28 protein-coding genes are annotated in these 24,752 nt (G+C 73.3%); 24 read left to right on the forward strand and 4 right to left on the reverse strand.

Annotated elements, in window-relative coordinates; translation table 11 throughout:
• Window positions 1-9: 9 nt before the first annotated feature.
• The 16 genes from rbfA (at window position 10) to ACIGNX_RS20630 (ending at window position 14,807) form a co-directional block, all read left to right on the forward strand.
• On the forward strand, window positions 10-468 hold the full coding sequence (gene rbfA / locus ACIGNX_RS20555) for a 30S ribosome-binding factor RbfA (protein WP_396542254.1): 459 nt from the start codon (window positions 10-12) through the stop codon (window positions 466-468).
• 73 nt (window positions 469-541) lie between these two features.
• Window positions 542-1,519, forward strand: coding sequence for a bifunctional oligoribonuclease/PAP phosphatase NrnA (locus tag ACIGNX_RS20560; RefSeq protein WP_396542462.1), 978 nt, complete (start codon window positions 542-544; stop codon window positions 1,517-1,519).
• Between the two features lie 88 nt (window positions 1,520-1,607).
• The gene (locus ACIGNX_RS20565) at window positions 1,608-2,906 is read left to right on the forward strand and encodes an MATE family efflux transporter (protein WP_396542255.1); all 1,299 of its coding nucleotides are present in this window, start codon (window positions 1,608-1,610) and stop codon (window positions 2,904-2,906) included.
• Window positions 2,907-3,023: 117 nt separating this feature from the next.
• Window positions 3,024-4,346 carry a nitrate/nitrite transporter gene (locus ACIGNX_RS20570; RefSeq protein WP_396542256.1) on the forward strand — a complete coding sequence of 441 codons (1,323 nt, stop codon included), beginning with the start codon at window positions 3,024-3,026 and terminating at the stop codon, window positions 4,344-4,346.
• 11 nt (window positions 4,347-4,357) lie between these two features.
• Entirely contained in the window at window positions 4,358-5,257 is a 900-nt protein-coding gene (gene truB / locus ACIGNX_RS20575; protein ID WP_396542257.1) for a tRNA pseudouridine(55) synthase TruB, read from the forward strand.
• A 171-nt stretch (window positions 5,258-5,428) separates the two neighbouring features.
• Window positions 5,429-5,806, forward strand: a complete 378-nt coding sequence (locus ACIGNX_RS20580) for a hypothetical protein (RefSeq protein ID WP_396542258.1) — start codon at window positions 5,429-5,431, stop codon at window positions 5,804-5,806.
• A gap of 46 nt (window positions 5,807-5,852) precedes the next feature.
• Window positions 5,853-6,794, forward strand: a complete 942-nt coding sequence (locus tag ACIGNX_RS20585) for a bifunctional riboflavin kinase/FAD synthetase (protein WP_396542259.1) — start codon at window positions 5,853-5,855, stop codon at window positions 6,792-6,794.
• Window positions 6,795-6,885: 91 nt separating this feature from the next.
• Complete coding sequence (locus ACIGNX_RS20590; RefSeq protein WP_396542260.1) at window positions 6,886-7,371, forward strand: helix-turn-helix domain-containing protein; 486 nt, start codon at window positions 6,886-6,888, stop codon at window positions 7,369-7,371.
• Between the two features lie 4 nt (window positions 7,372-7,375).
• A complete protein-coding gene (locus ACIGNX_RS20595) occupies window positions 7,376-7,828 on the forward strand; it encodes a 2'-5' RNA ligase family protein (RefSeq protein ID WP_396542261.1) in 453 nt (150 codons plus the stop codon).
• A 123-nt stretch (window positions 7,829-7,951) separates the two neighbouring features.
• Complete coding sequence (gene rpsO / locus ACIGNX_RS20600) at window positions 7,952-8,221, forward strand: 30S ribosomal protein S15 (RefSeq protein WP_073899540.1); 270 nt, start codon at window positions 7,952-7,954, stop codon at window positions 8,219-8,221.
• A gap of 221 nt (window positions 8,222-8,442) precedes the next feature.
• Window positions 8,443-10,680 (forward strand): polyribonucleotide nucleotidyltransferase, encoded by a 2,238-nt coding sequence (locus ACIGNX_RS20605; protein WP_396542262.1) that lies wholly within the window; start codon window positions 8,443-8,445, stop codon window positions 10,678-10,680.
• Between the two features lie 95 nt (window positions 10,681-10,775).
• Complete coding sequence (locus ACIGNX_RS20610; RefSeq protein WP_396542263.1) at window positions 10,776-12,083, forward strand: M16 family metallopeptidase; 1,308 nt, start codon at window positions 10,776-10,778, stop codon at window positions 12,081-12,083.
• Window positions 12,080-12,871 carry a 4-hydroxy-tetrahydrodipicolinate reductase gene (gene dapB / locus ACIGNX_RS20615; RefSeq protein ID WP_396542264.1) on the forward strand — a complete coding sequence of 264 codons (792 nt, stop codon included), beginning with the start codon at window positions 12,080-12,082 and terminating at the stop codon, window positions 12,869-12,871. The genes ACIGNX_RS20610 and dapB overlap by 4 nt, the downstream gene beginning before the upstream one ends.
• Before the next feature lie 25 nt (window positions 12,872-12,896).
• Window positions 12,897-13,352, forward strand: a complete 456-nt coding sequence (locus ACIGNX_RS20620; protein ID WP_396542265.1) for a hypothetical protein — start codon at window positions 12,897-12,899, stop codon at window positions 13,350-13,352.
• A gap of 228 nt (window positions 13,353-13,580) precedes the next feature.
• Window positions 13,581-14,372, forward strand: a complete 792-nt coding sequence (locus ACIGNX_RS20625) for a cellulose-binding domain-containing protein (RefSeq protein WP_396542266.1) — start codon at window positions 13,581-13,583, stop codon at window positions 14,370-14,372.
• Window positions 14,373-14,432: 60 nt separating this feature from the next.
• Window positions 14,433-14,807, forward strand: coding sequence for a PRC-barrel domain-containing protein (locus ACIGNX_RS20630; RefSeq protein ID WP_396542267.1), 375 nt, complete (start codon window positions 14,433-14,435; stop codon window positions 14,805-14,807).
• Here ACIGNX_RS20630 and ACIGNX_RS20635 read toward each other — a convergent pair.
• On the reverse strand, window positions 14,755-15,255 hold the full coding sequence (locus ACIGNX_RS20635) for a hypothetical protein (RefSeq protein WP_396542268.1): 501 nt from the start codon (window positions 15,253-15,255) through the stop codon (window positions 14,755-14,757). The two genes, ACIGNX_RS20630 and ACIGNX_RS20635, sit on opposite strands and share 53 nt — an antisense overlap.
• Before the next feature lie 21 nt (window positions 15,256-15,276).
• Window positions 15,277-15,828 (reverse strand): GNAT family N-acetyltransferase, encoded by a 552-nt coding sequence (locus ACIGNX_RS20640; RefSeq protein WP_396542269.1) that lies wholly within the window; start codon window positions 15,826-15,828, stop codon window positions 15,277-15,279.
• Between the two features lie 160 nt (window positions 15,829-15,988).
• Here ACIGNX_RS20640 and ACIGNX_RS20645 point away from each other — a divergent pair, with 160 nt between their 5' ends.
• The 4 genes from ACIGNX_RS20645 to ACIGNX_RS20660 all read left to right on the forward strand — a co-directional run bounded on the left by ACIGNX_RS20645 (window position 15,989) and on the right by ACIGNX_RS20660 (window position 19,812).
• A complete protein-coding gene (locus ACIGNX_RS20645; RefSeq protein WP_396542270.1) occupies window positions 15,989-16,885 on the forward strand; it encodes an EamA family transporter in 897 nt (298 codons plus the stop codon).
• A complete protein-coding gene (locus ACIGNX_RS20650; RefSeq protein WP_396542271.1) occupies window positions 16,875-18,086 on the forward strand; it encodes a winged helix-turn-helix domain-containing protein in 1,212 nt (403 codons plus the stop codon). The genes ACIGNX_RS20645 and ACIGNX_RS20650 overlap by 11 nt, the downstream gene beginning before the upstream one ends.
• A gap of 63 nt (window positions 18,087-18,149) precedes the next feature.
• On the forward strand, window positions 18,150-19,163 hold the full coding sequence (locus ACIGNX_RS20655; RefSeq protein ID WP_396542272.1) for an aldo/keto reductase: 1,014 nt from the start codon (window positions 18,150-18,152) through the stop codon (window positions 19,161-19,163).
• Window positions 19,164-19,224: 61 nt separating this feature from the next.
• Window positions 19,225-19,812 (forward strand): TetR family transcriptional regulator, encoded by a 588-nt coding sequence (locus tag ACIGNX_RS20660; RefSeq protein WP_396542273.1) that lies wholly within the window; start codon window positions 19,225-19,227, stop codon window positions 19,810-19,812.
• Window positions 19,813-19,870: 58 nt separating this feature from the next.
• Here ACIGNX_RS20660 and ACIGNX_RS20665 read toward each other — a convergent pair whose 3' ends face one another.
• Window positions 19,871-20,761, reverse strand: coding sequence for a DUF4097 family beta strand repeat-containing protein (locus ACIGNX_RS20665; RefSeq protein ID WP_396542274.1), 891 nt, complete (start codon window positions 20,759-20,761; stop codon window positions 19,871-19,873).
• Between the two features lie 8 nt (window positions 20,762-20,769).
• On the reverse strand, window positions 20,770-21,288 hold the full coding sequence (locus ACIGNX_RS20670) for a toxin-antitoxin system HicB family antitoxin (protein ID WP_396542275.1): 519 nt from the start codon (window positions 21,286-21,288) through the stop codon (window positions 20,770-20,772).
• A 141-nt stretch (window positions 21,289-21,429) separates the two neighbouring features.
• Between ACIGNX_RS20670 and thyX the strand changes: the two genes are divergently transcribed.
• The 4 genes from thyX to ACIGNX_RS20690 all read left to right on the forward strand — a co-directional run bounded on the left by thyX (window position 21,430) and on the right by ACIGNX_RS20690 (window position 24,741).
• Window positions 21,430-22,182 (forward strand): FAD-dependent thymidylate synthase, encoded by a 753-nt coding sequence (thyX, locus tag ACIGNX_RS20675; RefSeq protein ID WP_396542276.1) that lies wholly within the window; start codon window positions 21,430-21,432, stop codon window positions 22,180-22,182.
• A gap of 5 nt (window positions 22,183-22,187) precedes the next feature.
• Window positions 22,188-22,577: an ACT domain-containing protein gene (locus tag ACIGNX_RS20680; RefSeq protein ID WP_396542277.1), complete on the forward strand. Its 390-nt coding sequence runs from the start codon at window positions 22,188-22,190 to the stop codon at window positions 22,575-22,577.
• A 90-nt stretch (window positions 22,578-22,667) separates the two neighbouring features.
• Window positions 22,668-24,107, forward strand: coding sequence for a serine/threonine-protein kinase (locus tag ACIGNX_RS20685; RefSeq protein WP_396542278.1), 1,440 nt, complete (start codon window positions 22,668-22,670; stop codon window positions 24,105-24,107).
• A gap of 13 nt (window positions 24,108-24,120) precedes the next feature.
• Window positions 24,121-24,741 carry a TIGR03085 family metal-binding protein gene (locus ACIGNX_RS20690; protein ID WP_396542279.1) on the forward strand — a complete coding sequence of 207 codons (621 nt, stop codon included), beginning with the start codon at window positions 24,121-24,123 and terminating at the stop codon, window positions 24,739-24,741.
• The last annotated feature ends 11 nt before the right edge of the window (window positions 24,742-24,752 follow it).

A 24,752-nucleotide genomic window follows, 5' to 3' on the forward strand; every position in this document is an offset into this window, starting at 1 on the left:
GGGAGCGCCGTGGCCGACCAGGCACGGGCTCGCAAGCTCGCCAAGCGGATCTCGCAGATCGTGGCCTCCGCGCTGGAGCACGAGGTCAAGGACCCGCGGTTGGCCCGCGTCACCATCACCGACACGAGGGTGACCGGCGACCTGCACGACGCGACGGTCTACTACACCGTGCTCGGCGAGAAGCTGGACGCCGAGCCGGACTTCGCGGGTGCCGCGGCGGCGCTGGAGAAGGCCAAGGGCGTGCTGCGGACCATGGTCGGGCAGCAGACCGGCGTCCGGTTCACGCCGACCCTGTCGTTCGTCACCGACACCGTGCCCGACGAGGCCCGCCGGATGGACGAGCTGCTGGCCCGGGCGCGGGAGCTGGACGCCGAGGTGGCGCGCATCGCGTCCGGCGCGGAGCCCGCGGGCGAGCCGGACCCGTACAAGCCGCCGCGCGACGCCGAGGACGCCAAGGACGCCGACTAGCGTTCTGCCCGTGCACACCGACCCGAGCTTGAACGACCCCGGCGCGCCCGAGGGCCGCCCTTCCCCCGACGACCTGCGCGCGGACCTCGCCGAGGCCGCCCGCGTCCTGTCCGCCGCCACAGACGTGACGCTGCTCGCGCACGTCAACCCCGACGCGGACGCGTTGGGCAGCGCGTTGGCGCTGGGGCTGGTCCTGCACCGCCGGGGCGTGGCCGTGCGGGTGTCGTTCGGCGCGCCGGACGAGGTGCCGGAGACCCTGCGGGGCCTGGACGTGGCGGGGCTGCTGGTGCCCGCGTCGGAGGTGCCCGCCGCGCCGCCCGTGCTGGTCGCGCTGGACGCCGGCAGCGTCGGGCGGCTCGGTCCGCTGGCCGACCGGGTCTCCACCGCCGGTGTGGTCGTGGTGCTGGACCACCACGTGTCCAACCCGCGGTTCGGGCACGTGAACGTGGTGGACGACCGCGCCGAGGCGACCGCGGTCGTGGTGCTGCGGCTGCTGGACGAGCTGGGCGTGGAGCTGGACGAGCCGGTGGCCCGCTGCGTGTACGCGGGGCTGGTGACGGACACGCGGTCGTTCCGGCACGCGTCGGTGTCCACGCACGAGGTGGCCGCGCGGCTGCTGGCGGCCGGGGTGGACGCCGAGGCGGTGGCGCGGCCGTTGATGGACTCGCACCCGTTCGGCTACCTGGGGATGCTGGCGAAGGTGCTGGGCCGGGCGGCCCTGGAGCGCGACGCGGCGGGCGGCCTCGGGTTCGTGCACGCGGTGGTGACCTTGCAGGACGCCTCCGGGCTGCGGCCCGAGGAGGTGGAGAGCGTGGTCGACCTGGTGCGGACCACGGCCGAGGCCGAGGTGGCGGCGGTGCTGAAGGAGCTGCGGCCGTCGTCGTGGTCGGTGTCGTTGCGGGCGGTGAGCCGGGTGGACGTGCGCGAGGTGGCGCAGCTGCTCGGCGGCGGCGGGCACCGGCTGGCCGCGGGCTTCACCGCCACCGGTTCGGCCGACGAGGTGCTGGCGAACCTGCGCGCGGCCCTGGAGACCGTGGCCGCGTCGTCCTGAGCGTTGAATTCACGGGTCCTGGACGTAGGACTCTCGCGGCCTGGACGTAGGACTCTCGCGGGGGTCCCGCGTCCGGTGAGGGGTGTCGGTGGAGGAGCGGGTTCCCGCGCGGCGGGTGGTCGGGTTGGCCGCGCCCGCGCTGGTGGTGCTGGCGGCCGAGCCGCTGTACGTGCTGGTGGACACGGCGGTCGTCGGGCACCTGGGCGCGCTGCCGCTGGCCGGGCTCGCGCTGGGCGGTGTGCTGTTCACCCAGGTCGCCACCCAGCTCACGTTCCTCTCCTACGGCACGACGGCGCGCACGGCGCGGCTGTTCGGCGCGGGCAGGCGGGCCGAGGCGGTCGAGGAGGGCGTGCAGGCCACGTGGCTCGCGCTGGCCGTCGGCGCGCTGGTGATCGTGCTGGGGCAGCTGCTCGCCGCCCCCGCCGCGCGGCTGCTGGCCGGTGAGGGGGCCGTCGCGGACAACGCGGTCGCGTGGCTGCGGATCGCGTTGTTCGGCGCGCCGTTCGTGCTGGTCACGATGGCGGGCAACGGCTGGATGCGCGGTGTGCAGGACACGCGCCGCCCGCTGCGGTACGTGCTGGTCGGCAACGGCATCTCGGCCGTGCTGTGCCCGCTCCTGGTGCACGGCGCGCACTGGGGGCTGGTCGGCTCGGCGGTGGCGAACGTGGTGGCGCAGGTGCTGTCGGCCGGGCTGTTCGGCCGGGCGCTGCGCGCGGAGCGGGTGGGACTGCGGCCCGACCCGCGCCGGATGAGGGCCCAGCTCGGCCTCGGCCGGGACCTGGTGCTGCGCAGCCTCGCGTTCCAGGCGTGCTTCCTGTCGGCCGCCTCGGTGGCCGCGCGGACGTCGGTCGGCGCGGTCGGCGCGCACCAGGTCGTGCTGCAGCTGTGGACTTTCCTCGCGCTGGTGCTCGACTCGCTGGCGATCGCGGCGCAGTCGATCGTCGGCGCGGCGCTGGGCGCGGAGCGGCAGGAGCAGGCACGGCGGTTCGCCTGGCAGGTCACCCGGTACGGGCTGTGGTTCGGCGTGCTGCTCGGGGTGGTGTTCGCGGCGCTGTCCGGTGCGCTGCCGGAGGTCTTCACGAGCGACCGGGCCGTGCTGGACGAGGTGCCGCACGCCTGGTGGTTCTTCGTGGGGCTGCAACCGGTCGCCGGCGTGGTGTTCGCGCTGGACGGCGTGCTGCTCGGCGCGGGTGACGCGAAGTTCCTGCGCACGGCCACGCTGGCGTCGGCGGCGCTGGGGTTCCTGCCGCTGGTGTGGGCCTCGTACGCGTTCGGCTGGGGGCTGGTCGGGATTTGGAGCGGGTTGTCGGCGTTCATGGTGCTGCGGCTGGCGCTGGTGCTCGCGCGGACGCGGTCGGGGCGGTGGGCGCGCGTCGGCGCGGTGTGATCGGGCCCGTGTGATCAGGCTCGGTGTGGTGCTCGGCACTCCCGGAAATCGTTAACAGACGACAACTGTTTGTCGATACTGGAAGTGCTGCCGCAGAGAAGTCTGGGAGACCCCGCCTTGCCGGTCGATCGCGCCACCACCCGAGCGTGGCTGATCTGGTCAACCGCCGTCCTCGTCTACGTCGCCGCCCTGTTCCACCGGACCTCGCTCGGCGTGGCCGGCCTGGAGGCGAGCGAGCGCTTCTCCGTCGGACCCGCCGCGCTGGGCACGTTCACGGTGCTGCAGATCGGCCTGTACGCGCTGATGCAGATCCCCACGGGCCTGCTGGTCGACCGCTTCGGCCCGCGCCGGGTGCTGACCGCCGCCGCGCTGTTCATGGGCCTCGGCCAGACCCTGTTCGCGCTGGCGGACTCCTACCCGCTCGGCCTGGCCGCCCGCGCGGTCCTCGGCGTCGGCGACGCGATGACGTGGGTCAGCGTGCTGCGCCTGGCCGCCGCCCACTTCCCGCCCCGCCGGTTCACGGTCGTGATGACGTTGTCCGCGGCGCTGGGCGGCGCGGGGAACCTGGTCGCGACCGTGCCGCTGACGCTGCTGCTCGACCACGCGGGCTGGACGGTGACGTTCCTGGTCGCGGGCCTGCTCACGGCGGCGTACGCGGGGGTGGTCGCCGCACGCGTGCGCGAGGTGCCGGACGGCGTGCCGCAGCCGGTGGTCGAGCCGACGCCGTTGCGGGCGGTCGGCGCGAGGGTGCGGGAAGCCTGGCGCGAGCCGAGCACGCGCCTGGGGTTCTGGGTGCACTTCACGTCGATGTCCGCGCCGGCGGTGCTGGGCCTGCTGTGGGGCTTCCCGTACCTGGTCGAGGCGCAGGGGTTGTCGCGGCCGGCGGCGTCGGCGGTGCTGAGCACCCTGGTGCTGGTGGCGGTCGTGACGGGGCCGGTGATGGGCACGGTGATCGGCGGCAGGCCGCAGTGGCGGATGCCGATCGTCGCCACGTACCTGGCCGCGGCCGTGGTGTGCTGGGCGGTGCTGCTGGGCTGGCCGGGCGGCGTGCTGCCGACGCCCGTGCTGTACGCCGTGTTCGCCGTGCTGGCGGTGGGCAACCCGGTGTCCGGCGTGGCGTTCGCCCTGGTGCGCGACTACAACCCGCTGCACCGCGTGAGCACCGCGACGGGCGTGGCCAACGTCGGCGGGTTCGGCGCGGTCACGTTCACCGCGCTGGTGGTGGGCGTGCTGCTGGACGTGTTCGAGCCCGTGCTGCCGGTGGCGCAGGCGTACCGGGTCGCGCTGCTGTCCGTGGTCGCGGTGCTGCTGGTGGGCGTGTGGCGCACGGTGGTGTGGTGGCGTCGCGCGCGGGCCGCGGTGTTCGCCGCGCAGGACCGGGGCGAGGCCGTTCCGGTGCAGTTGCGCCGCCGTCGGTGGGACGTGCTCGTGGAGGCTTAGGATCCTCCCCCGTGTCCGCAACTTCTCGCCCTCCCGTCCCACCCGGCCTCGTCGTGATCGACAAGCCCGACGGCATGACGTCGCACGACGTCGTGGCCAAGGTCCGCCGCATCCTCGGCACCCGCAAGGTCGGGCACGCGGGCACGCTCGACCCGATGGCGACCGGTGTGCTCGTGCTCGGCATCGAGCGCGCCACCAAGCTGCTGGGCCACCTGGCGCTGGACAGCAAAGCGTACCTGTCGACCATCCGCCTCGGCTCGGCCACGACGACCGACGACGCCGAGGGCGAGGTGCTGTCCACGACCGACGCGTCCGATGTGGACGAAGGCGCGATCCGGGCCGGGGTGGCGAAGCTGACCGGCGCCATCGAGCAGGTGCCCAGCGCGGTGAGCGCGGTGAAGGTGGACGGCAAGCGCGCCTACGCGCGGGTCCGCGCGGGGGAGGCCGTGGAGATCCCGGCGCGCCCGGTGACCGTGCACCGGTTCGACGTGCTGTCGATCCGGCGCGAGGAGGGCGCCACCGAGCTGGACGTGATGGTGGAGTGCTCGTCCGGCACGTACGTGCGCGCGCTGGCCCGCGACCTCGGCGCCGACCTGGGCGTCGGCGGCCACCTGGCGGCCCTGCGACGCACCCGCGTCGGCCCGTTCGACCTGCGCGTGGCCAAGACGCTGCAGCAGCTGGAGAGCGCGCCGGGGCTGTCGCTGGACCTCGACTCGGCCGTGTCGACCGCCTTCCCGCGCCGCGAGATCGCGCCGCGCGAGGCGGTGGCCCTCTCGCACGGGCAGCGCCTGCCCGCCGGCGGTCTGGACGGCACGTACGGCGTGTTCGGCCCGGACGGTCACGTGGTCGCGCTGGCGAAGGACGAGGGCCCGATCGCCAAGCCGCTGGTGGTGCTCGCGCCGGTCGGCTAGGCCGCGGTCGGTGGCACCGCGTTCGGTGGCACTGCGGCGGGCTGCGGTGTCCCGCAGTGCGGTGAAGGGCCGCAGTACTGCGGAAACCGCCTGCCGTCGGCGGTGCCGCGCCGGTGCGATGACGGCCGTTGGTGGTACTCGCGCCCGTCTCGCAGGGCCTACCGTGGAGCCATGGCGAGATGGGTGTGGCCGGCCGTGGCCGGTGTGGTGACCTCGGCCACCGGGGTGGCGATCAACCTGGCCACCGACGGGCGGGCGAACCCGTGGGCCTGGGCGGCGGTCGCGCTGCTCACCGCGTTGGGCGTGGTCGTCGCGTTGCGCCTGACCCCGCCGGCGGCGCCGGACGTCGGGCCCCGGCCCGAGCGGCGGGCGCCCACCGTGCACAACAGCGTCACCGGCACGGTCACCGGCTCGGTGGTCCAGGCGGGCGAGCTGGGCGCGGTCACGATCAACTCGCCCACGATCCACTCGCCCACGGTCAACCAGACGGCGATCGCCCGCGACGGCGGCACGGTCCACCAGGCCGGGCGCGACATCCGCCGCGACTAGCCGCACCTGGCCAGGACCCGCGCCGCCGACCGCCTAGGCTGGCCGCGTGCAACGCTGGAGAGGGCTGGACGACCTGCCGGGCGGGTGGGGCCGCTGCGTGGTGACCATCGGCGTGTTCGACGGTGTGCACCGCGGCCACCAGGCGCTGATCAACCGGGCGGTCGGGCTGGCGGCCGAGAAGGGCGTGCCGAGCGTCCTGATCACCTTCGACCCGCACCCGTCCGAAGTGGTCCGGCCGGGCAGCCACCCGGCCCAGCTCACCAGCCTGCGCCGCCGCGCCGAACTGGTCGAGGGCCTGGGCGCGGACGTGTTCTGCGTGATCCCGTTCACCGCCGAGGTCGCGCGCACCCCGGCCGACGAGTTCGCGCACGAGGTGCTGGTCGACCGGCTGCACGCGGCGGCCGTCGTGGTGGGGGAGAACTTCACGTTCGGCCACCGGGCGGCGGGCAACGTGGAGCTGCTGCGCGCGCTGGGCAAGCGGTTCGGTTTCGTGACCGAGGGGGCGGATCTGGTGACCGACGACGGCGTGACCTACTCGTCGACCTACATCCGGGCGTGCATCGACGCGGGCGACGTGGCCGCCGCGGCGCAGGCGCTCGGCCGGCCGCACCGGCTGGAGGGCATCGTGGTGCGCGGCGACGGCCGCGGCAAGGAGCTCGGCTTCCCCACGGCCAACCTGTCCACCACGCGGTTCGCCGCCGTGCCCGCGGACGGCGTGTACGCGTGCTGGTTCGTGCACGCCTCGGGCCGTCGCCTCAAGGCCGCGGTGAGCGTGGGCACGAACCCCACGTTCTCCGGCCGGGAGCGGCGCGTCGAGGCGTACGTGCTCGACGTGGACGAGGACTTCTACGGCCAGCGCGTGGCACTGGACTTCGTGGACCGCCTGCGGGACATGGCCAAGTTCGACAGCGTCGAGTCGCTGCTGGAGCAGATGCACCGCGACGTGGCCACCACCCGTGACCTCCTGACGGATCCGGGGGACGCCTGACGGGTTGAACCAGGTGGGTGGAACCGACCGTGTGACACCTGGCGACCTGGCAAGATGCCTGACACATCCGTCGGTCAGGGGAGAGGCGAAGGTGGAGGACCACAAGATCGTCCAGCGCAACCTCGCGTTGCAGCGGGAGTGGTACGGCGAGCCCCTCGGTGACCGGGTGCGCCGACTGGTGGTCGCGTTCAACGTCTCGCAGGCCCAGCTCGCGGACGTGCTGGGCATCAGCGCCCCCATGCTCAGCCAGGTGATGAGCGGCCGCCGCGCCAAGATCGGCAACCCCTCCGTGCTGGCCCGGATGATCATGCTGGAGCGCAAGGTCCTCACCCCCGACGTGGCCTCGGGCTCGCCCGAGGCGCTCCAGCGCGCGCTGGAGGACGTCCGGCAGTCGAAACCGACGGTGAGCCGCGACTCACTGCCCGTCAACGGCGCGGACGACGAGGCCGTCGTGTTCCCCTTCCTGCGCCGCGTCGCCGACCGCCGCGAGCTGTCGCAGGCCGCCGACGTGCTCGGCGAGGACTTCCCGGCCCTGGCCGAGCTGCTGCGCCGCGCGGGCAAGGGCCGCGACGCCTGAGCCCGTGAGCCTCTTCACCGCGATCTTCCCGCCCGACGACGTGGTCGCCGAGCTGCGGGAGGCGCTGGCGCCCTACCGCGAGGCGCACCCGCGGCTGCGGTGGCAGCGCCCCGACCGCTGGCACGTCACGGTCCGGTTCTTCGGCGACGCCGAACCCGCCGACCAGCTCGCCGGGCTGGACCGCGTCGCCGCGCCCGTCCTGCGGCTGCGCGGCAGCGGCACGTTCCGCCAGGTGCTGTGGATCGGCGTGGCGGGCGACCTGACCGGGCTGGGCGAGGCGGCGCGGGTGCCCGCGGACTGGCGACCGCACCTCACCGTGGCGCGCGGCGCCGTGCTGCCGGAGGTGCGGTTCACCGGTCGCGAGTGGACCGCGGGCGAGGTGCTCCTGGTCCGCAGCACGCCGGCGGAGGGCTACACCGTGCTGGACCGGGTGCCGTTGAGCACGTCAAACGGGTAACCACCCGCCACTGCTGGTAGCCTCGACATTTGGGTCCGGCTGCGGTCCGTGGCGGCCGGCACCGACTACCCCGCCGAGCGGGGCCACACGGCACTCAACCAGTACGACAGGAGTAGCGAGCACGTGGCACTGACCACCCAGGAAAAGAAGACCATCCTCGCCGAGTACGGCGTCCACGACACGGACACCGGTTCGGCCGAGGCCCAGGTCGCGCTGCTGAGCAAGCGCATCGCGGACCTGACGGAGCACCTCAAGAAGCACAAGCACGACCACCACTCGCGTCGTGGCCTGCTCCTGCTGGTCGGCCGGCGCCGCCGGCTGCTGAACTACCTCCAGAAGGTTGACATCCAGCGCTACCGCGACCTCATCGGTCGGCTCGGTCTGCGCAGGTGATGCGTGCCGAGGGGGAGTGACCACCGCGGTCACTCCCCTTCGGCGTTATCGAAAAAAGACGAGGGAAGCACGCGCGGCGCCCGGGACGACAGTTCGCCGGTCCTCGGTAGTGGCCCCCTGGTGGACGACACCCAGGGGACTTCGATCGAAGACCGGCCTCGTCCGAACCGCGATCCCGCGCCTGAGCGCGCTGTGACCCGCATGACGAGGAGCAACAACATATGACGGACACCGAGGTCCACGAGACTTCCGCCACGATCGACAACGGTCGGTTCGGCACCCGCACGATCCGCTTCGAGACCGGTCGCCTGGCCCGCCAGGCGGCGGGCTCGGTCGTCGCCTACCTGGACGACGAGACGATGCTGCTGTCGGCGACGACGGCGTCGAAGCACCCCAAGGAGCACTTCGACTTCTTCCCCCTCACGGTGGACGTCGAGGAGCGCATGTACGCGGCCGGCCGCATCCCCGGCTCGTTCTTCCGCCGCGAGGGTCGCCCGTCGACCGACGCGATCCTGACCTGCCGGCTCATCGACCGGCCGCTGCGCCCGTCCTTCGTGGACGGTCTGCGCAACGAGATCCAGGTCGTCATCACGGTGATGAGCCTGAACCCGGCCGACCTGTACGACGTCGTGGCGATCAACGCCGCGTCCGCGTCCACGCAGCTGGCCGGCCTGCCGTTCTCCGGCCCCATCGGCGGCGTCCGGGTGGCGCTGATCGAGGGCCAGTGGGTCGCGTTCCCGACCCACGAGCAGCTGGAGAAGGCCGTGTTCGACATGGTCGTCGCCGGCCGCGTCGTCGGTGACGACGTCGCGATCATGATGGTCGAGGCCGAGGCCACCGAGCAGGTCATCGACCTGGTCGGCGAGGGCGCGCAGGCGCCCACCGAGGAGGTCGTGGCCGCGGGCCTCGAGGCCGCGAAGCCGTTCATCAAGGTGCTGTGCGAGGCGCAGGCCCAGCTGGCGCAGGTGGCGGCCAAGGCCACCGGCGAGTTCCCGACCTACCCGGCCTACCAGCCCGACGCCTACGAGGCCGTCGAGCAGGCCGGCGCGGGCGAGCTGGCCCAGGCGCTGACCATCGCGGGCAAGCAGGAGCGCGAGAACCGCATCGACGAGGTCAAGGCGTCGGTGCTGGAGAAGCTGGCCGAGCAGTTCGAGGGCCGCGAGAAGGAGGTCGGCGCGGCGTTCCGCTCGCTGACCAAGAAGCTCGTGCGCCAGCGCATCCTGCGCGACAAGGTGCGCATCGACGGCCGCGGCCTCACCGAGATCCGGTCGCTGTCGGCCGAGGTCGAGGTCATCCCGCGGGCGCACGGCTCGGCGCTGTTCGAGCGCGGCGAGACCCAGATCCTGGGTGTCACCACGCTGAACATGCTGCGCATGGAGCAGCAGATCGACTCGCTGTCCCCGGAGACGCACAAGCGCTACCTGCACCACTACAACTTCCCGCCGTTCTCCACCGGTGAGACGGGCCGCGTCGGCTCGCCCAAGCGCCGCGAGATCGGCCACGGCGCGCTGGCCGAGCGGGCGCTCACGCCCGTGCTGCCCAAGCGCGACGAGTTCCCCTACGCGATCCGCCAGGTGTCCGAGGCGCTGGGCTCCAACGGCTCGACGTCCATGGGCTCGGTCTGCGCGTCCACGATGTCGCTGCTCAACGCCGGCGTGCCGCTGAAGGCGCCGGTCTCGGGCATCGCCATGGGCCTGGTGTCCGACGAGGTCGACGGCAAGACGGAGTACGTCGCGCTGACCGACATCCTCGGCGCCGAGGACGCGTTCGGCGACATGGACTTCAAGGTCGCCGGCACCAAGGAGTTCGTCACCGCGCTCCAGCTCGACACCAAGCTCGACGGCATCCCGTCCGACGTGCTCGCGGCCGCGCTGGGCCAGGCCCGCGACGCGCGCCTGACGATCCTGGAGGTCATGGCCGAGGCCATCGACCGCCCGGACGAGATGAGCCCGTTCGCGCCGCGCGTGACGTCGGTCAAGATCCCGACCGACAAGATCGGCGAGGTCATCGGCCCGAAGGGCAAGATGATCAACTCGATCACCGAGCAGACCGGCGCCGACATCTCCATCGAGGACGACGGCACGATCTACGTCGGCGCGGCGGACGGCCCGTCGGCCGAGGCCGCGATCGGCCTGATCAACGCGATCGCGAACCCGCAGCTGCCGAAGGTCGGCGAGCGCTTCCTGGGCACCGTGGTGAAGACCGCGGCGTTCGGCGCGTTCGTGTCCCTGCTCCCGGGCAAGGACGGCCTGATCCACATCTCCAAGCTGGGCAACGGCAAGCGCATCGGCAAGGTGGAGGACGTCGTCAAGGTCGGCGACAAGCTCCAGGTCGAGATCGCCGACATCGACCAGCGCGGCAAGATCAGCCTGGTCCTGGTCAACGACGAGGCGGAGTCCGCCCCCGCCGCCGACAACCCCGCGCAGGACGCCGCGCCCGCCGAGGCACCCGCGCAGTGAGGACGAGCGTCAACGGGACGGCCGCGAGTGCTCCTGGCACTCGCGGCCGTCCGCTTACGCGCAGGTCCGGGCACCTGCAGAAGCCCGGCAGCACGGTGACGCTGGAACGCGGCGACGCGGGTGTCGCCGTGCGCCGCAGCCTGCTGCCCTCGGGGTTGCGGGTGATCACCGAGCGCATCCCGGGCGTCCGCTCGGCGTCGGTCGGGCTGTGGGTGCAGGTCGGCTCCCGCGACGAGCGGGTCGAGGTCGCGGGCGCCGCGCACTACCTGGAGCACCTGCTGTTCAAGGGCACGGCGAACCGCACGGCGGCGGCCATCGCCGAGGAGATCGACGCCGTCGGCGGCGAGCTGAACGCGTTCACCGCCAAGGAGCACACCTGCTACTACGCGCACGTCCTGGACGAGGACCTGCCGCTGGCGGTGGACCTGGTGTGCGACGTGGTGTTCGACGCGCTGTGCGAGCCGCGCGACTTCGAGACCGAGCGCGGCGTGGTGCTCGAAGAGATCGCCATGCGCGACGACGACCCGGAGGACCTGCTGCACGACGCGTTCCTGGACGCCCTGCTGGGCGACCACGCGCTGGGCCGACCGGTGCTGGGCACCGAGCAGTCCATCGGGGACATGGACCGCGACGCGCTGTTCGGCTTCTACAAGAAGCGCTACACGCTGCCCCGGATGGTGCTCGCGGTGGCGGGCAACATCGACCACGCCCAGGTGATGCGCCTGGTGCGCAAGCGGATCGGCGACCGGCTCGACCGCGCGGGCACGCCGGTCGCGCCGCGGGTCGGCCGGGCCCGCATCCCGGGTTCCCGCGGGCTGGTGCTGCACTCCGACGACACCGAGCAGGCCCACCTGATGCTGGGCGTGCGCGGGCTGGACCGCCACGACGAGCGCCGGTTCGCGTTGAACGTGCTCAACGCGGCGCTGGGCGGCGGCATGAGCTCGCGGCTGTTCCAGGAGGTCCGGGAGCGGCGCGGCCTGGCCTACCAGGTGTACTCGTCGGTGGGCCTGTACGCGGACGCCGGCACGCTGTCGGTGTACGCGGGCTGCCAACCCGACCGGCTCGGCGACGTGGCGGGCGTGGTGCGCGAGGTGCTGGCCACCGTGGCGCGGGACGGGCTGGAGGACGCCGAGGTGGCGCGCGGCAAGGGCCAGTTGCGCGGCGGGCTCGTGCTGGGGCTGGAGGACACCAGCTCGCGGATGTCGCGCATCGGCAAGGGCGAGCTGAACTACGGCGACTACCTGTCGGTGGAGCAGACGTTGGCGCGCATCGAGGAGGTCACCGCGGACGACGTCGCGGCGCTGGCGCGGGACTTGCTGCGACGCCCCGTCGCCGCCGCCGTGGTCGGCCCTTACGCTCACGCCGACGATCTGCCCTCCCAGGTGCACGAGGTGATCTCTTGAGTGCTCAATCCCCGCTCGACCCGGCGACCAGGTCCTCGGCGGAGCCGCTGCGCGTCGGCGTGATCGGCGCCCGGGGCCGCATGGGCGCGGAGGTGTGCCGCGCGGTCGAGGCCGCGGGTGACCTGGAGGTCGTCGCCATGGTCGACGCAGGCGACTGGCTGTTCAACCTGGCCGACGCCGGCGCGCAGGTGGCGGTCGACTTCACCGGCCCCGAGGTGGTGATGGACAACATCCGCTTCTGCGTCGACAACGACATCCACGCCGTCGTCGGCACGTCCGGGTTCGACGCCCAGCGCCTCGGCACGGTGTCGGAGTGGCTGGAGGCCAAGCCGGAGCTGGGCGTGCTGGTCGCGCCGAACTTCGCCATCGGCGCGGTGCTGTCCATGCGGTTCGCCGAGCTGGCCGCCCCGTACTACGAGTCGGTCGAGGTCATCGAGCTGCACCACCCGCGCAAGGTGGACGCGCCGTCGGGCACGGCCGCGCACACCGCGCGGCTGATCTCGCAGGCGCGCGAGGCGGCGGGCCTGGGCCCGATGCCGGACGCGACGACGCAGGAGGCGCCCGGCGCGCGCGGCACGCTCGTGGGTGACGTGCGGGTGCACTCGCTGCGGGTGTCCGGCCTGGTGGCGCACCAGGAGGTCGTGTTCGGCACGGAGGGCGAGACGCTGACGCTGCGGCACGACTCGCTGGACCGCAAGTCGTTCATGCCCGGCGTGCTGCTGGCCGTGCGGGAGATCGCGAAGCACCCCGGGCTGTCGGTGGGGCTCGACAAGTACCTGGACATCTGACGCGCCCGACGGAGCAGGCACCCTCGTGAAGACCCGCACGGTCGCCTTCCTGATCACCGCCGCCCTGGTGGTGTACTTCGTGCTGCTCGGCGGCCGGGCCGTCGTGCTGCTGGGCACCGGCGACCCGGTCGGCATCGGCCTCGGCGTCGGCGTGCTGGTGCTGCCGCTGATCGGCGCGTGGATCGCGTGGACGAACCTGCGGTTCGGCTTCGTCACCGAGCGGATGGCGCGCCAGCTCGACGCCGAGGGCGGTCTCCCCGACACCTCCGGCCTGCCGCGCCGCCCGTCCGGGCGGGTGGACCGGGAGGCGGCCGACGCGTGGTTCGAGCAGCGCCGGGCCGACGTCGAGGCGCGCCCGGAGGACTGGCGGACGTGGTTCCTGCTGGCGCAGGCGTACGACCTGGCCGGGGACCGCGGCCGGGGGCGCGAGACCATGCGGAAAGCGATCGACCTGTTCCAGTCGCCGACGAATCGGGTGTAGACCGACCGGGTGAGATGCGATTCATTCGGTCTTCACGCTCTCTTACCTTGGGTTGTTCGGCGGCGCTGGTTACCGTAGGTGACATGGTCAAAACCTGCGAACACCTGCGGCTGACCGTTGCCTGCGCGGTCGTGGCCCTCGCGCTGAGCGTCGCCCTCACGTTGGGTTAACCGGGCCGATCTCCTGGGGAACAATCAGGCGGTCCGCCGCACGTCCCCGGGAGTACCCATGCACCTCGCTCGGATCGTCCGGGCGGCGCTCGCCGTCGTCGCGGCCCTGGTCGCGGTCGGTTCCGCGACCCCGGTCGCCGCGGGCGCCGCGGCCGGCTGCGGCGTCGACTACGCGATCACCGACCAGTGGCGCGGCGGCTTCGGCGCCCGGGTCACCGTGACCAACCTCGGCGACCCGCTGTCGGGCTGGGCGCTCGAATGGTCGTTCACCGCCGGGCAGCGGATCACCTCGGAGACGTGGAACGGCGTGTTCACCCAGTCGGGCAGCACCGTGCGGGTGACCAGCACCGACTACAACGGCCGGCTGGGCACGGGCCGGTCCGCGTCGTTCGGCTTCAACGCCACCTGGACCGGCAGCAACCCCGCGCCCGCGTCGTTCGCCCTCAACGGCGTGGTGTGCACCGGCACGCCCGTCACGGCGGGCACGACCAGCGAGCCGGCGGGGCAACCCGCGCCGACGTCGCCCACGTCCGAGCCGACGACCGCCACCACGACCTCGACCACCGCCATCACGACGACGTCCACGCCCTCGCCCGCCCCGTCGTCGTCGGCGGAGACCCGGCCGCCCGCGTCCTCCTCGGCGGTGGAGTCGGCCGCGTTCGACTGGCCGACGGCCTCGCCGAAGCCCGCCGTGGTGCTGTCCGCGGACGTGAGCCCGGACAGCGGGGTGGACGCGCTGCGCCTGGGCCTGGTCATCAGCCTGCTGGTGGCGGCCGTGGGCCTCGCCGTCCTGCTGGTGGTGCGCCGCCACCTCGGGCGGGTGGGCGGGGATGCCGACGAGCAACCGTAGTGGTCACACGACCGGGTGGTTCACCGTGCCGCGGCCCATCGATCGGGTAGACCAGGGGGCATGGATCGCTCAGCGGTAGACCGCCTCTACGACTGTGACGTGCTGGATCGGCACGGCCGGCCCATCGGACCGGTCGCGGAGCTGTGGCTGGCCGGGGGCCGCCCCCTGTGGGCCTCGGTGCGGCGGGACGGGGGCACCACCCTCGTGCCGATCCGCGGGGCCCAGGTGCGCGACCGCAGGCTGGTGGTGCCGGTGGAGGAGCACGAGGTGCAGGACGCGCCGAAGGTCGGCGACCGGGATCTCTCCGAAGCCGAGCAGGCGGAGCTGCACGACCACTACCGGCTCGCGCTGCCCGAGCAGCGGTTGGTGCGCCACCGGCGCGCTAGTGCAACCACCAACCAGCCACCGCCGCAGGTGAGGCGGCGAGCACGCTGAACCGGGCGAACCGCCCGACCACGCTGGTGGACACGAACAGCCAGGACGACATGCCCGCCAGCCCCGCCAGCACGGTGGTGAACATGAACGGCGGCAGGCCGACCACCGAGCTGACCGCGTGCGTGCCGAACATCCAGTGCGGGTGCCGGTGGCACCGCAGGCGCACCCACTCCAGCCGGGCCCGCCACCTCAGCCGCCACGGTGACAGGGGCCTGGCCCGCTTCTCCTCGCGCTTGAGGACCTTGGGCAGCCGCAGCGAGCCGCGCGCGGCCAGGAAGTAGAACATCTTGCCCAGCACCTGACCCACGGCGACCGCGAGCCCGATCCACCACCACGAGATCCCCGGTTGCTGCGTCACCAGCCCGAGCACGAACAGCTCGATGCTGATCAGGGGTACCAGCGCGGAGCCGAAAGCGACGCCGAACGTGAGGCACAGCCACCCGACCACCCGGCGAGGTTACCGACGCGGTCAAGGTTCGAGCAGTAGGGACAACCCCCCGGTCACCCTGATTTCCCGCAACGGCCGCCCGCCCGCGTCCAGCGTGCGCACGGTGCCGTCGGCCTCCCAGTCGGCCCGGCCGTAGAAGCCGATCGACGCCTTGTCCGCCTCCGGCACCCACGCGACGCCCCTGGTGGCGCCCGCCTCCCGCAGGCGCAGGGCGGCCGTGGCGAGCAGCCTGCCGCCGTGCCCGCGCCGACCCCACCGCGGCTCCACGAGCACGGTGACCAGCGCCGTGGTGGCCGCGTCCTCGGGCAGGGAGCCGTCGGCGCGGGCCACCTCGTCCTCGGGTGCCATCCCGGCCACGCAGTAGCCGACCGTCCACGTCCCCTCGACGGCCACGAACACCTGCCCGCGCGCCACCGCCTCGGCCCACGCGCCGGCTGTCTCCTCCACGTCGATGGCGCCCAGCACCTCGGCGGGCACCAGGTCGCGGTAGGCGGCGCGCCAGGTGTCGCGGTGGATGCGGGCGATCTCCGCCACGTCGTCGGGCTGCGCGGGGCGCACGGTGGCGTCGGCCATGCGGGGCACCCTATCGGCCGCCGCCCGCCGGAAGCGCCGGGCCGCCCTCGGTCCGGGGGTGCCCGGAGCGCGGAACGGGTGCCGGCCGGCGTGGCGGTGTCGCGCGCCGGTGACCGAAATCCGCGTGATCGCGGCGCTCGGACGTGACAGCGTCGGCGGCGTGCGTTGGGCAGCGTTGGGCGTCGTGTACGTGGTCTGGGGATCGACCTACCTGGGCATCAGGTTCACCATCGAGTCGATGCCGCCGATGCTGTCGGCGGGTGCCCGGTTCCTGCTCGCCGGCGCGGTGCTGGCCGCGCTGGTGGCGTGGCGGGGCGGGTTGCGGATGACGCGGCGGCAGCTCGGCTCGGCGGCGGTGCTGGGGGTGCTGCTGCCCGCGTGGGGCAACGGGCTCGTGGTGCTGGCCGAGCGGTCGGTGGCGTCGGGGTTGGCGGCGCTGCTGGTGGCGTCCGTGCCGCTGTACGTGGTGCTGATGCGGCGGTTCACCGGGCAGCGGCCGCACCGCGTGACGTACGCGGGCGTGGCCGTCGGGTTGGTAGGGCTGGCCGCGCTGCTGCTGGACGACGTCGGCGAGTCGTCGTGGTGGGGGCCGTGGGTGGTGCTGCTGGCGTCGTTCGGGTGGGCGCTGGGCACGTTCCTGAGCGGCCGGCTGGACACGCCCGCGAACCCGTTCGCGCTCTCGGCGGTGGAGATGCTCGTCGGCGGGGCGGTGCTGGCGGCGGTGGGGCTGGTCGCGGGGGAGCGGGTGTCCTTCGGCGCGATCACGGCGGTGTCGTGGGTGGCCTGGGGCTACCTCGTCGTGGTCGGGTCGTTGCTGGCGTTCAGCTCCTACGTGTACGTGCTGGGGCAGTTGCCGGTGTCGACCGTGGCGACCTACGCGTACGTGAACCCGGTGATCGCGGTGGTGCTCGGGGTGTGGCTGGCCGACGAGCGCTTCGGGCCGGTCCAGTTGCTCGGCGGCCTGCTCGTGGTGGTCGCGGTGGTCCTCGTCGTGCGGGCCGAGCGGAATCGTCGTACCCCGGTGGGAGTATCCGTCCGTGCAGAAGATGAGCGCTGACGTCGCCCGCCGCATCGCGCTGGGCGCACAGGGTTTCGCCGATCCCCGACCCGCCTCCGCGCCCACCCGGCGGCACCTGCTCAAGGCGTTGTCGCGGATCCGCCTGCTCCAGCTCGACTCGGTGAACGTGGCCGTCCGCGCGCACTACGCGCCGCTGTTCAGCCGGCTCGGGGCGTACGCGCCGTCCCTGCTGGACGAGGCGGCGTGGTCGCACAGCGCCCGCAGGCCGCGGCTGCTGGTGGAGTACTGGGCTCACGAGGCGAGCCTGGTGCCGGTGCGGGACTGGCCGCTGCTGCACTCCGGGGCGAAGCGCCCGGGCTGGTGGAGGAACTACACCGCGGTCGCCGAGGGCTCGCCGCAGCTCGTGGACGACATCCTGGCGGTGGTGAAGGAGCTGGGGCCGGTCGGCGCGGGTGCGATCGAGCGGGCGCTGGCGGGCGGCGGGCCGCGGGCGAAGGACCACTGGGGCTGGAACTGGTCCGAGGTCAAGAAGGTGTGCGAGTACCTGTTCGGCGAGGGCGTGCTGACGACGGGCGCGCGGCGCGGCTTCGAGCGGCTGTACGACCTGAGCGAGCGCGTGCTGCCGCCGGAGGTCTTGGCGCGGCGCGGTGCGGTCTCGGCGGAGGAGGGCGCGCGCGAGCTGGTCGCGCGTGCGGCGACGGCGCTGGGCGTGGCGACGGAGCCCGACCTGCGCGACTACTACCGCCTGCAACCCGCCCGCAGCCGGCAGGCCGTGGTGGAGCTGGTGGACGCGGGCGTGCTGGAGCCGGTGGAGGTGCGCGGTTGGGAGGCACCCGCGTACCGGCACGTCGAGGCGCGCGTGCCGCGGCGGATCACCGGTCGGGCGCTGCTGTGCCCGTTCGACCCGCTGATCTGGGAGCGGGCGCGGACCGAGCGGATCTTCGGCTTCCACTACCGCATCGAGATCTACGTGCCCGCGCCCAAGCGCGTGCACGGCTACTACGTCTTCCCGTTCCTGCTGGACGGCGAGCTGGTAGGCCGGGTGGACCTGAAGGCGGACCGGGCGGCGGGCGTGCTGCGGGTGCAGGCGGCGTACGCGGAGCCGGGCGCGGACGTGGGCCGGGTGGCGGTGGAGCTGGCCGGCGAGCTGCGGCACATGGCCGACTGGCTGGAGCTGGACGCCGTGGAGGTGGTGCCGAAGGGGGACCTCGCGCCGGCGCTGCGGCTGGTGAGCCGGTGACGCCGGCTACTCGATGGGCTGACAGAAGTTGAAATCTGTCAGCCCAAGTCCCATAGTGGAGTCATGACGAACTCCACCGATCGCGCGTTCCCCCGGCGTGCCCTGGGCTCCTCCGGCCTCGAGGTCTCGGCGCTCGGCCTGGGCTGCATGGGCATGTCCGACCTGTACGGCCCGGCTGACGAGGCCGAGAGCGTGGCCACCATCCACGCCGCCGTCGACGCGGGCGTCACGCTGCTCGACACGGGCGACTTCTACGGCATGGGCCACAACGAGCTGCTGATCGGCCGCGCGCTGCGCGAGCGCGACCGCGACGACGTGGCGATCAGCGTCAAGTTCGGCGCGCTGCGCGACGCGGACGGCGGCTGGCACGGCAACGACACCCGGCCCGAGGCCGTGCGCAACTTCCTCGCCTACACGCTGCGCCGGCTCGGCACGGACCACGTGGACGTCTACCGGCCGGCGCGGCTCGACCCCGCCGTGCCGATCGAGGAGACCGTCGGCGCGATCAAGGAGGAGGTCGAGAAGGGCCGGGTCCGCCACATCGGGCTGTCCGAGGTGGGCGCGGAGACGTTGCGGCGCGCGCACGCGGTGCACCCGATCGCCGACCTGCAGATCGAGTACTCGCTGATCTCCCGGGGCATCGAGGCCGCGATCCTGCCGACGGCGCGGGAGCTGGGCGTCGGCATCACCGCCTACGGCGTGCTGTCGCGCGGCCTGATCTCGGGCCACTGGACGGCGTCGCGGCAGGTCGGCGACTTCCGCGCGATCTCGCCGCGCTTCCAGGGCGGCAACCTCGACCACAACCTGGCGCTGGTCGAGGCCCTGCGCGCGATCGCGGACGAGAAAGGCGTCACGGTCGCCCAGCTCGCCATCGCGTGGGTGCTGGCGCAGGGCGCGGACATCGTCCCCCTCGTGGGTGCCCGCCGCCGCGACCGCCTCACCGAGGCCCTCGGCGCGCTGGACGTCACGCTCACCGGGGCCGACCTGGCCCGGATCGAGTCGGCGGTGCCCGCGGACGCCGCGGCGGGGGAGCGCTACGCGCCCGCGCAGATGGCCCACCTGGACAGCGAGCGCTGAGCCGCCGACCGGTTCGCGCACAATTGACCGGACGGACGAGCGACCGGCAGGGGGCGACCACGTGGCGGAAGGCGCACTGACCGCTGAGGACGTCCTCGGCGCCACGGAGGACGTCCTGCGCCGGTACGGCCCGGCGAAGGCGACCGTCGTGGACGTGGCCCGCGCGCTGGGCGTGAGCCACGGCAGCGTCTACCGCCACTTCCCGACGAAGGCGGCGCTGCGCGAGGCGGTCACCGAGCGCTGGCTCGACCGCGCGCACGCGGGCCTGGCCGAGCTGGCCGCCTCCGACGTCCCCGCGCCCCGGCGGCTGCGGGAGTGGCTCGCGGCCCTGTTCGAGGCCAAGCGGAAGAAGGCGCTGGACGACCCGGAGCTGTTCGCCACGTTCTCGGTGCTGGTGCGGGAGAGCAGCTCGGTGGTGGACGCGCACGTCGCGACGCTGGTCGCGGACCTGACCCGGATCGTCGGGGACGGCGTGGCGGCCGGCGACTTCACCACCGACGACCCGCGCCGCACCGCCGAGGCGGTCCTGGCCGCCACCGCCCGGTTCCACGACCCGGTGCACGCGCCCCTGTGGTCGGCGCCGGACGTGGAGGCGAGCTTCGACGCCGTGGTGTCGCTGCTGGTCGCCGGCCTGCGGTCCCGCGACTGACCGGGCCGCGGCGCGCGTCGGGGGTGCGCGCCGCGGCCCGGTCGAGCGGTCGGTCGGGTCAGGCCGTGGTCGCGGTGGTGACCAGGACGTCACCGCCGGCGGTCCGGCCGGTGATCGTCAGGGCCGGCTCGTCCTGCGGCGGGGTGTCGGAGACGTCCAGGTCGCTGCGCGCCGAACCCGAGGTCGACACCAGGTCGACTTGGGCCGCCACGCCCGGCCGCACGCCCACCCGCACGTCGCCCGAGCCGGTGCCGAGCTGCAACCGGCCGGAGGCGGCGTCGGCGATCGTGACGTCACCGCCGCCCGTGCGCACCTGCACGTCGTTCTGCACCGCGCCGAGCCACACGTCGCCCGTGCCCGTGGTGATCACGGTGTTCCCGCCCACCGACGACACCTCGACGTCGCCGCTGCCGGTCTTCGCCCGCAGCCCCCCGAGCATCGGCCCGAGCCGCACCTTGCCCGAACCCGAGTTGACCTGCGACGCCGCGTCGGCCCGGTCCGCGGTCACGTCACCGGTGCCGGTCTGGACCTCCAGCCGCCCCGCCGCACCGGTCACCACCACGTCCGCCGAGCCGCCCTTGACGACCACGTGGGAGCCGGCCGGCGCCCGCACCGTCACGTTCAGCGGCACGGCCCGCAGCGGCAGCGCCTTGGACGAGTGCACCTTCAGCCGACCACCCGACAGCTCCACGTCCGCGTCGCGCACCGCGTCCGCCGGGCCGGACGGCTGCTGCCCGGACCCGCTGCCGAACTGGTTGTTGACCCAGTTCAGCAGCCCGTTCAGGCCGGCCGACCACGCCTCGCCGGGCGACGGGTCGTGCTTCAGCTCGACGTGCGCGCCCGGCTCGTCGACCAGGTGCACCCGCACCCGGCCCGCGAGCAGCGCCACGTCGACCTCCACCACGCCGTCGACCTCGAAGCTCTGCTGCCGCACGACATCCGATTCCATGATCCCCCTCATCCCTGCACCCAGCCGCGGACGCGGGAGGACGACGAGTCGCCGCCCGACTGGTCCTTCGGCGGCCCCCAGTGCTTGTGACCGCCGCCGAACCGCCCGCCGACCGCGCCCTGCACGGCCTGCGCGACGAACGTGTTCAGCGACATCCCCTGGGCCGCGGCGGCCTGCTCGGCCTTGGCCTTCAGCTCGTCCAGCAGCCGCAGGGTGACGCGCGTGGCGTCACCGGCGGCGGGCCGGGGAACTTCCCGGCGCGGCGGTTCGTGTTCTTCCCGGGAGGCCGTGCCGGTGACGACCACCTGCACGTCCCTGCCGTCCAACCGCACGTCGACCACAGGGCCGTCGAGGGCCGCGGTGACCTCCGCGGCCAGGTCGGACAGCGCGTTCATGAGCGCGAGCCGCGCGGCGGGCTCCAGGGCGGCGGACAGCAGGGCCGCGGTGCGGCGGGTGCTGTCGTCCCCGGCGGACGCGGCCGTGGCGAGGTCCTCGCGCAGCGCGGCGATGTACGGCGACAGATCCATGACACCACCATGACGTCAAATCTGACGTCAGTCAAGGAACCCGTGGTGTCTTTCGTGACAGCACCGCGCCGCGCGGCGAACGGGCGAGGGGCCGTCGACCGAACAGCGGCGGGGCCGCCGGCTTCGGTTAGGGTTCGGGCCATGGCTGAGACGGTGTCGCCGAAGGTGCAGTTGATCGCGAAGACGGAGTTCTTCCCCCCGGACGGCGTCCCGTGGTCCACCGACGCCGACGGCGGCGAGGCGCTGGCGGAGTTCGCCGGCCGCGCGTGCTACCAGTCGTGGACCAAGCCGAACCCGGCCACCGCCACGAACGCCGGCTACATCAAGCACATCATCGAGGTCGGCCACCTGTCCGTGCTGGAGCACGGTTCGGTCAGCTTCTACCTGACCGGCATCTCGCGGTCGCTGACGCACGAGCTGATCCGCCACCGCCACTTCTCGTACTCGCAGCTGTCCCAGCGGTACGTGCCCGAGCGCAACGCCGCCATGGTCGAGCCGGACGTCATCGCGAACGACCCGGAGCTGCACGAGAAGTTCCTCGCCGCCGCGCAGGCTGGCGTCGACGCCTACAACGAGCTGCTCAAGGGCCTGGAGGACAAGTTCTCCGACGTGCCGAGCGCCACGCTGCGCCGCAAGCAGGCCCGCCAGGCGGCCCGGGCGATCCTGCCCAACGCCACCGAGACCCGCATCGTGGTGACCGGCAACTACCGGGCGTGGCGGCACTTCATCGCCATGCGCGCCACCGAGCACGCCGACGTGGAGATCCGCGCCCTGGCCGTGGAGTGCCTGCGGCAGTTGCAGAAGGCGGCGGCCAACGTGTTCGCCGACTTCACCATCTCCGCCCTGGCCGACGGCACCGAGGTCGCGTCCAGCCCGCTGGTCACCGAGGGCTGACGGCCGTGAAGCGGCTGATCGTCGACGTCCGGCCCGGCGAGTACGTGGTGGCGCGGCTGGCCGCCGACGCGCCCGTGCCGTCCGGGCTGCTCGACGCGCCGGGCCTGGTGTCGGTCACCAGGACGCCGGAGGAGCTGTCCGTCGTGTGCCCGGCCGAGCACGCGCCGCCGGTCGACACCGCCCAGCCCGGTTGGCGGTTGCTGACCGTGCGCGGTCCGCTGGAGTTCACCCTCACGGGCATCATGGCGGCCTTGTCGGGTGAACTGGCCGCGGCCGGTGTGAGCCTGTTCGCACTGTCCACCTACGACACCGACCACCTGCTGGTGAAGGCGGACGACCTGGCCCGCGCCGTGCAGGCGTTGCGCGCCTCGGGTCACGAAGTCACGAAACCGTGAAACCGGATCGGGTGATGGACGGTCTGAAGTAGCGTCCGCCCGGTCCGCGGTGGGTTTCGAGGAGTGACGGTGACTGGTCCGACACAAGGTGTGAGCGCTGGGCCCCGGGTGATCGCGGGCAGGTACACCCTGCTCGCCGAGCTGGGGCGCGGCGGCATGGGCGTCGTCTGGCGCGCCCAGGACAACGTGATCGGCCGTCAGGTGGCGATCAAGGAGCTGCACCTGCCCGACGGCATCGCGCCGGAGGAGCGCCGCGTGCTGGAGGAGCGGGTGCTGCGCGAGGCGCGCACCGCCGGCCGGCTGAACGACCCGGCCGTGGTCACCGTCTTCGACGTGGTCGCCGAGCACGGCATGACCTACATCGTCATGGAGCTGGTCGAGGCCGCCACGCTGTCCAGCCTGATCAGCGCGCACGGTCCGATGCCGCAGGACCGGGTCGTCTCCATGGCCATCCAGGCGCTGTCCGCGTTGGACTCGGCGCACCAGGCCGGGATCGTGCACCGCGACGTCAAGCCCGGCAACCTCATGGTCACGCCGAACGGCCGGGTGAAGCTCACCGACTTCGGCATCGCCCAGGCCGTGGACGACCCGCGGCTGACCACCAGCGGCAGCCTCATCGGCTCGCCCGCCTACATGTCCCCGGAGCGCATCCACGGCAACGAGGCGACGCCCGCGTCCGACCTGTGGGCCCTGGGCGCGACGCTGTGCTACGCCGTGGAGGGCGCGAACCCCTACGAGCGCTCGACCACCGCGTCCACCCTGCACGCGATCATGACCGAGATGCCCCGGCTGACCAGGGCGCACGGCGCGCTCGGCGCGGTGATCACCGGCCTGATGATGCCCGACCCGAACGCCCGGCTGACCGGCCCGCAGGCCCGCGCCATGCTGGAGCGCGCCGCCGCCCAGCCGACGCCGCCGACCGGGTTCGGCGCGCCGCCACCCCACCCGACCATGCACTACACCCCGCCGCCGCCGGCGGGGAAGCCGTGGCTGAAGGGCCTGCTGATCACCGGCACGGCGGTGGCGGCGGTCGCGCTGCTGGTCGGCGGCGCGTTCATCGGCCGCTGGCTGTTCACCGACCAGCCGCCCGCCGCCATGGTGCCGACCATCACCATCGGTCCCGGCGGGACGATGACCCCGAGCCAGTTCGACCTCAGCCCGGGCACCTGCGGCGACAACTACCCGGAGCCCAACACCACGGTCAACAGCGTCAGCTGCGACAGGGCGCACCGGGTCGAGTTCTACGCCAAGGGCACCCCGTTCGGCTCCTCCTCGGGCAAGGTCGCCTACCCCGGCGCGGAGTACCTGCGCGACTACGCCGAGCGCTTCTGCACGCTGCACTTCATGTCCGACGTCATCCCGGCCAAGGACAAGCTGGACAAGCTGCGCTACGTCGCCATCGTGCCCACCGAGGACAACTGGCTGACCGACCCGACCGACACGTCCTCCAAGCGCTCGCGGGAGGTCGCGTGCGTGCTGTGGAGCAAGGACAAGGCGGAGCTGCCGGACCAGGTGTTCAAGGAGAACTAGGTAGCGTGGGCCCATGGGTGTCGCACAGGACGAACGCAGGCTGCTGACCGAGCTGTTCGCCGAGGTGGGCCCGGACGCGCCCACCCTGTGCGACCCGTGGCGGACGCGCGACCTCGCCGCGCACCTCGTGCTGCGGGAACGCCGGCCGGACGCGGCGGCGGGCATCCTGCTCAAACCGCTGGCCGGGCACACGCGCAAGGTCCAGGACGACTACGCCGCCAGGCCGTGGGACGAGCTGGTCGGCCTGGTCCGCGTGGGCCCGCCGCGCCTGTCGCCGTACGCGCTGGTGGACGAGCTGGTCAACGCCGTCGAGTTCTTCGTGCACCACGAGGACGTGCGGCGGGCGCGCGACGGCTGGGAACCGCGTTCACCCGATCCGGTACGAGACGCGGTGCTGTGGCGGCGGCTCGCGTCCACGGCCCGGCTGATGTACCGCAAGAGCCCGGTCGGGGTCGTCCTGCGCCGCCCGGACGGCGAGGCGCTCGTGGCCAGGCGCGGCGCGAACCCCGTCGTGCTGACCGGTCAGGTCTCGGAACTGGTCGTGCACGTGTTCGGCCGGGCCGCCGCGCGCGTCGAGTACGACGGCGCGGAGGAGGCCGTGCGCCTGGTGCGCGGCCTCGACCGGAGCATGTAGTCGCAGCTTGC

The organism is Actinosynnema sp. NPDC053489 (assembly GCF_044544865.1).
Classification (GTDB): domain Bacteria; phylum Actinomycetota; class Actinomycetes; order Mycobacteriales; family Pseudonocardiaceae; genus Actinosynnema.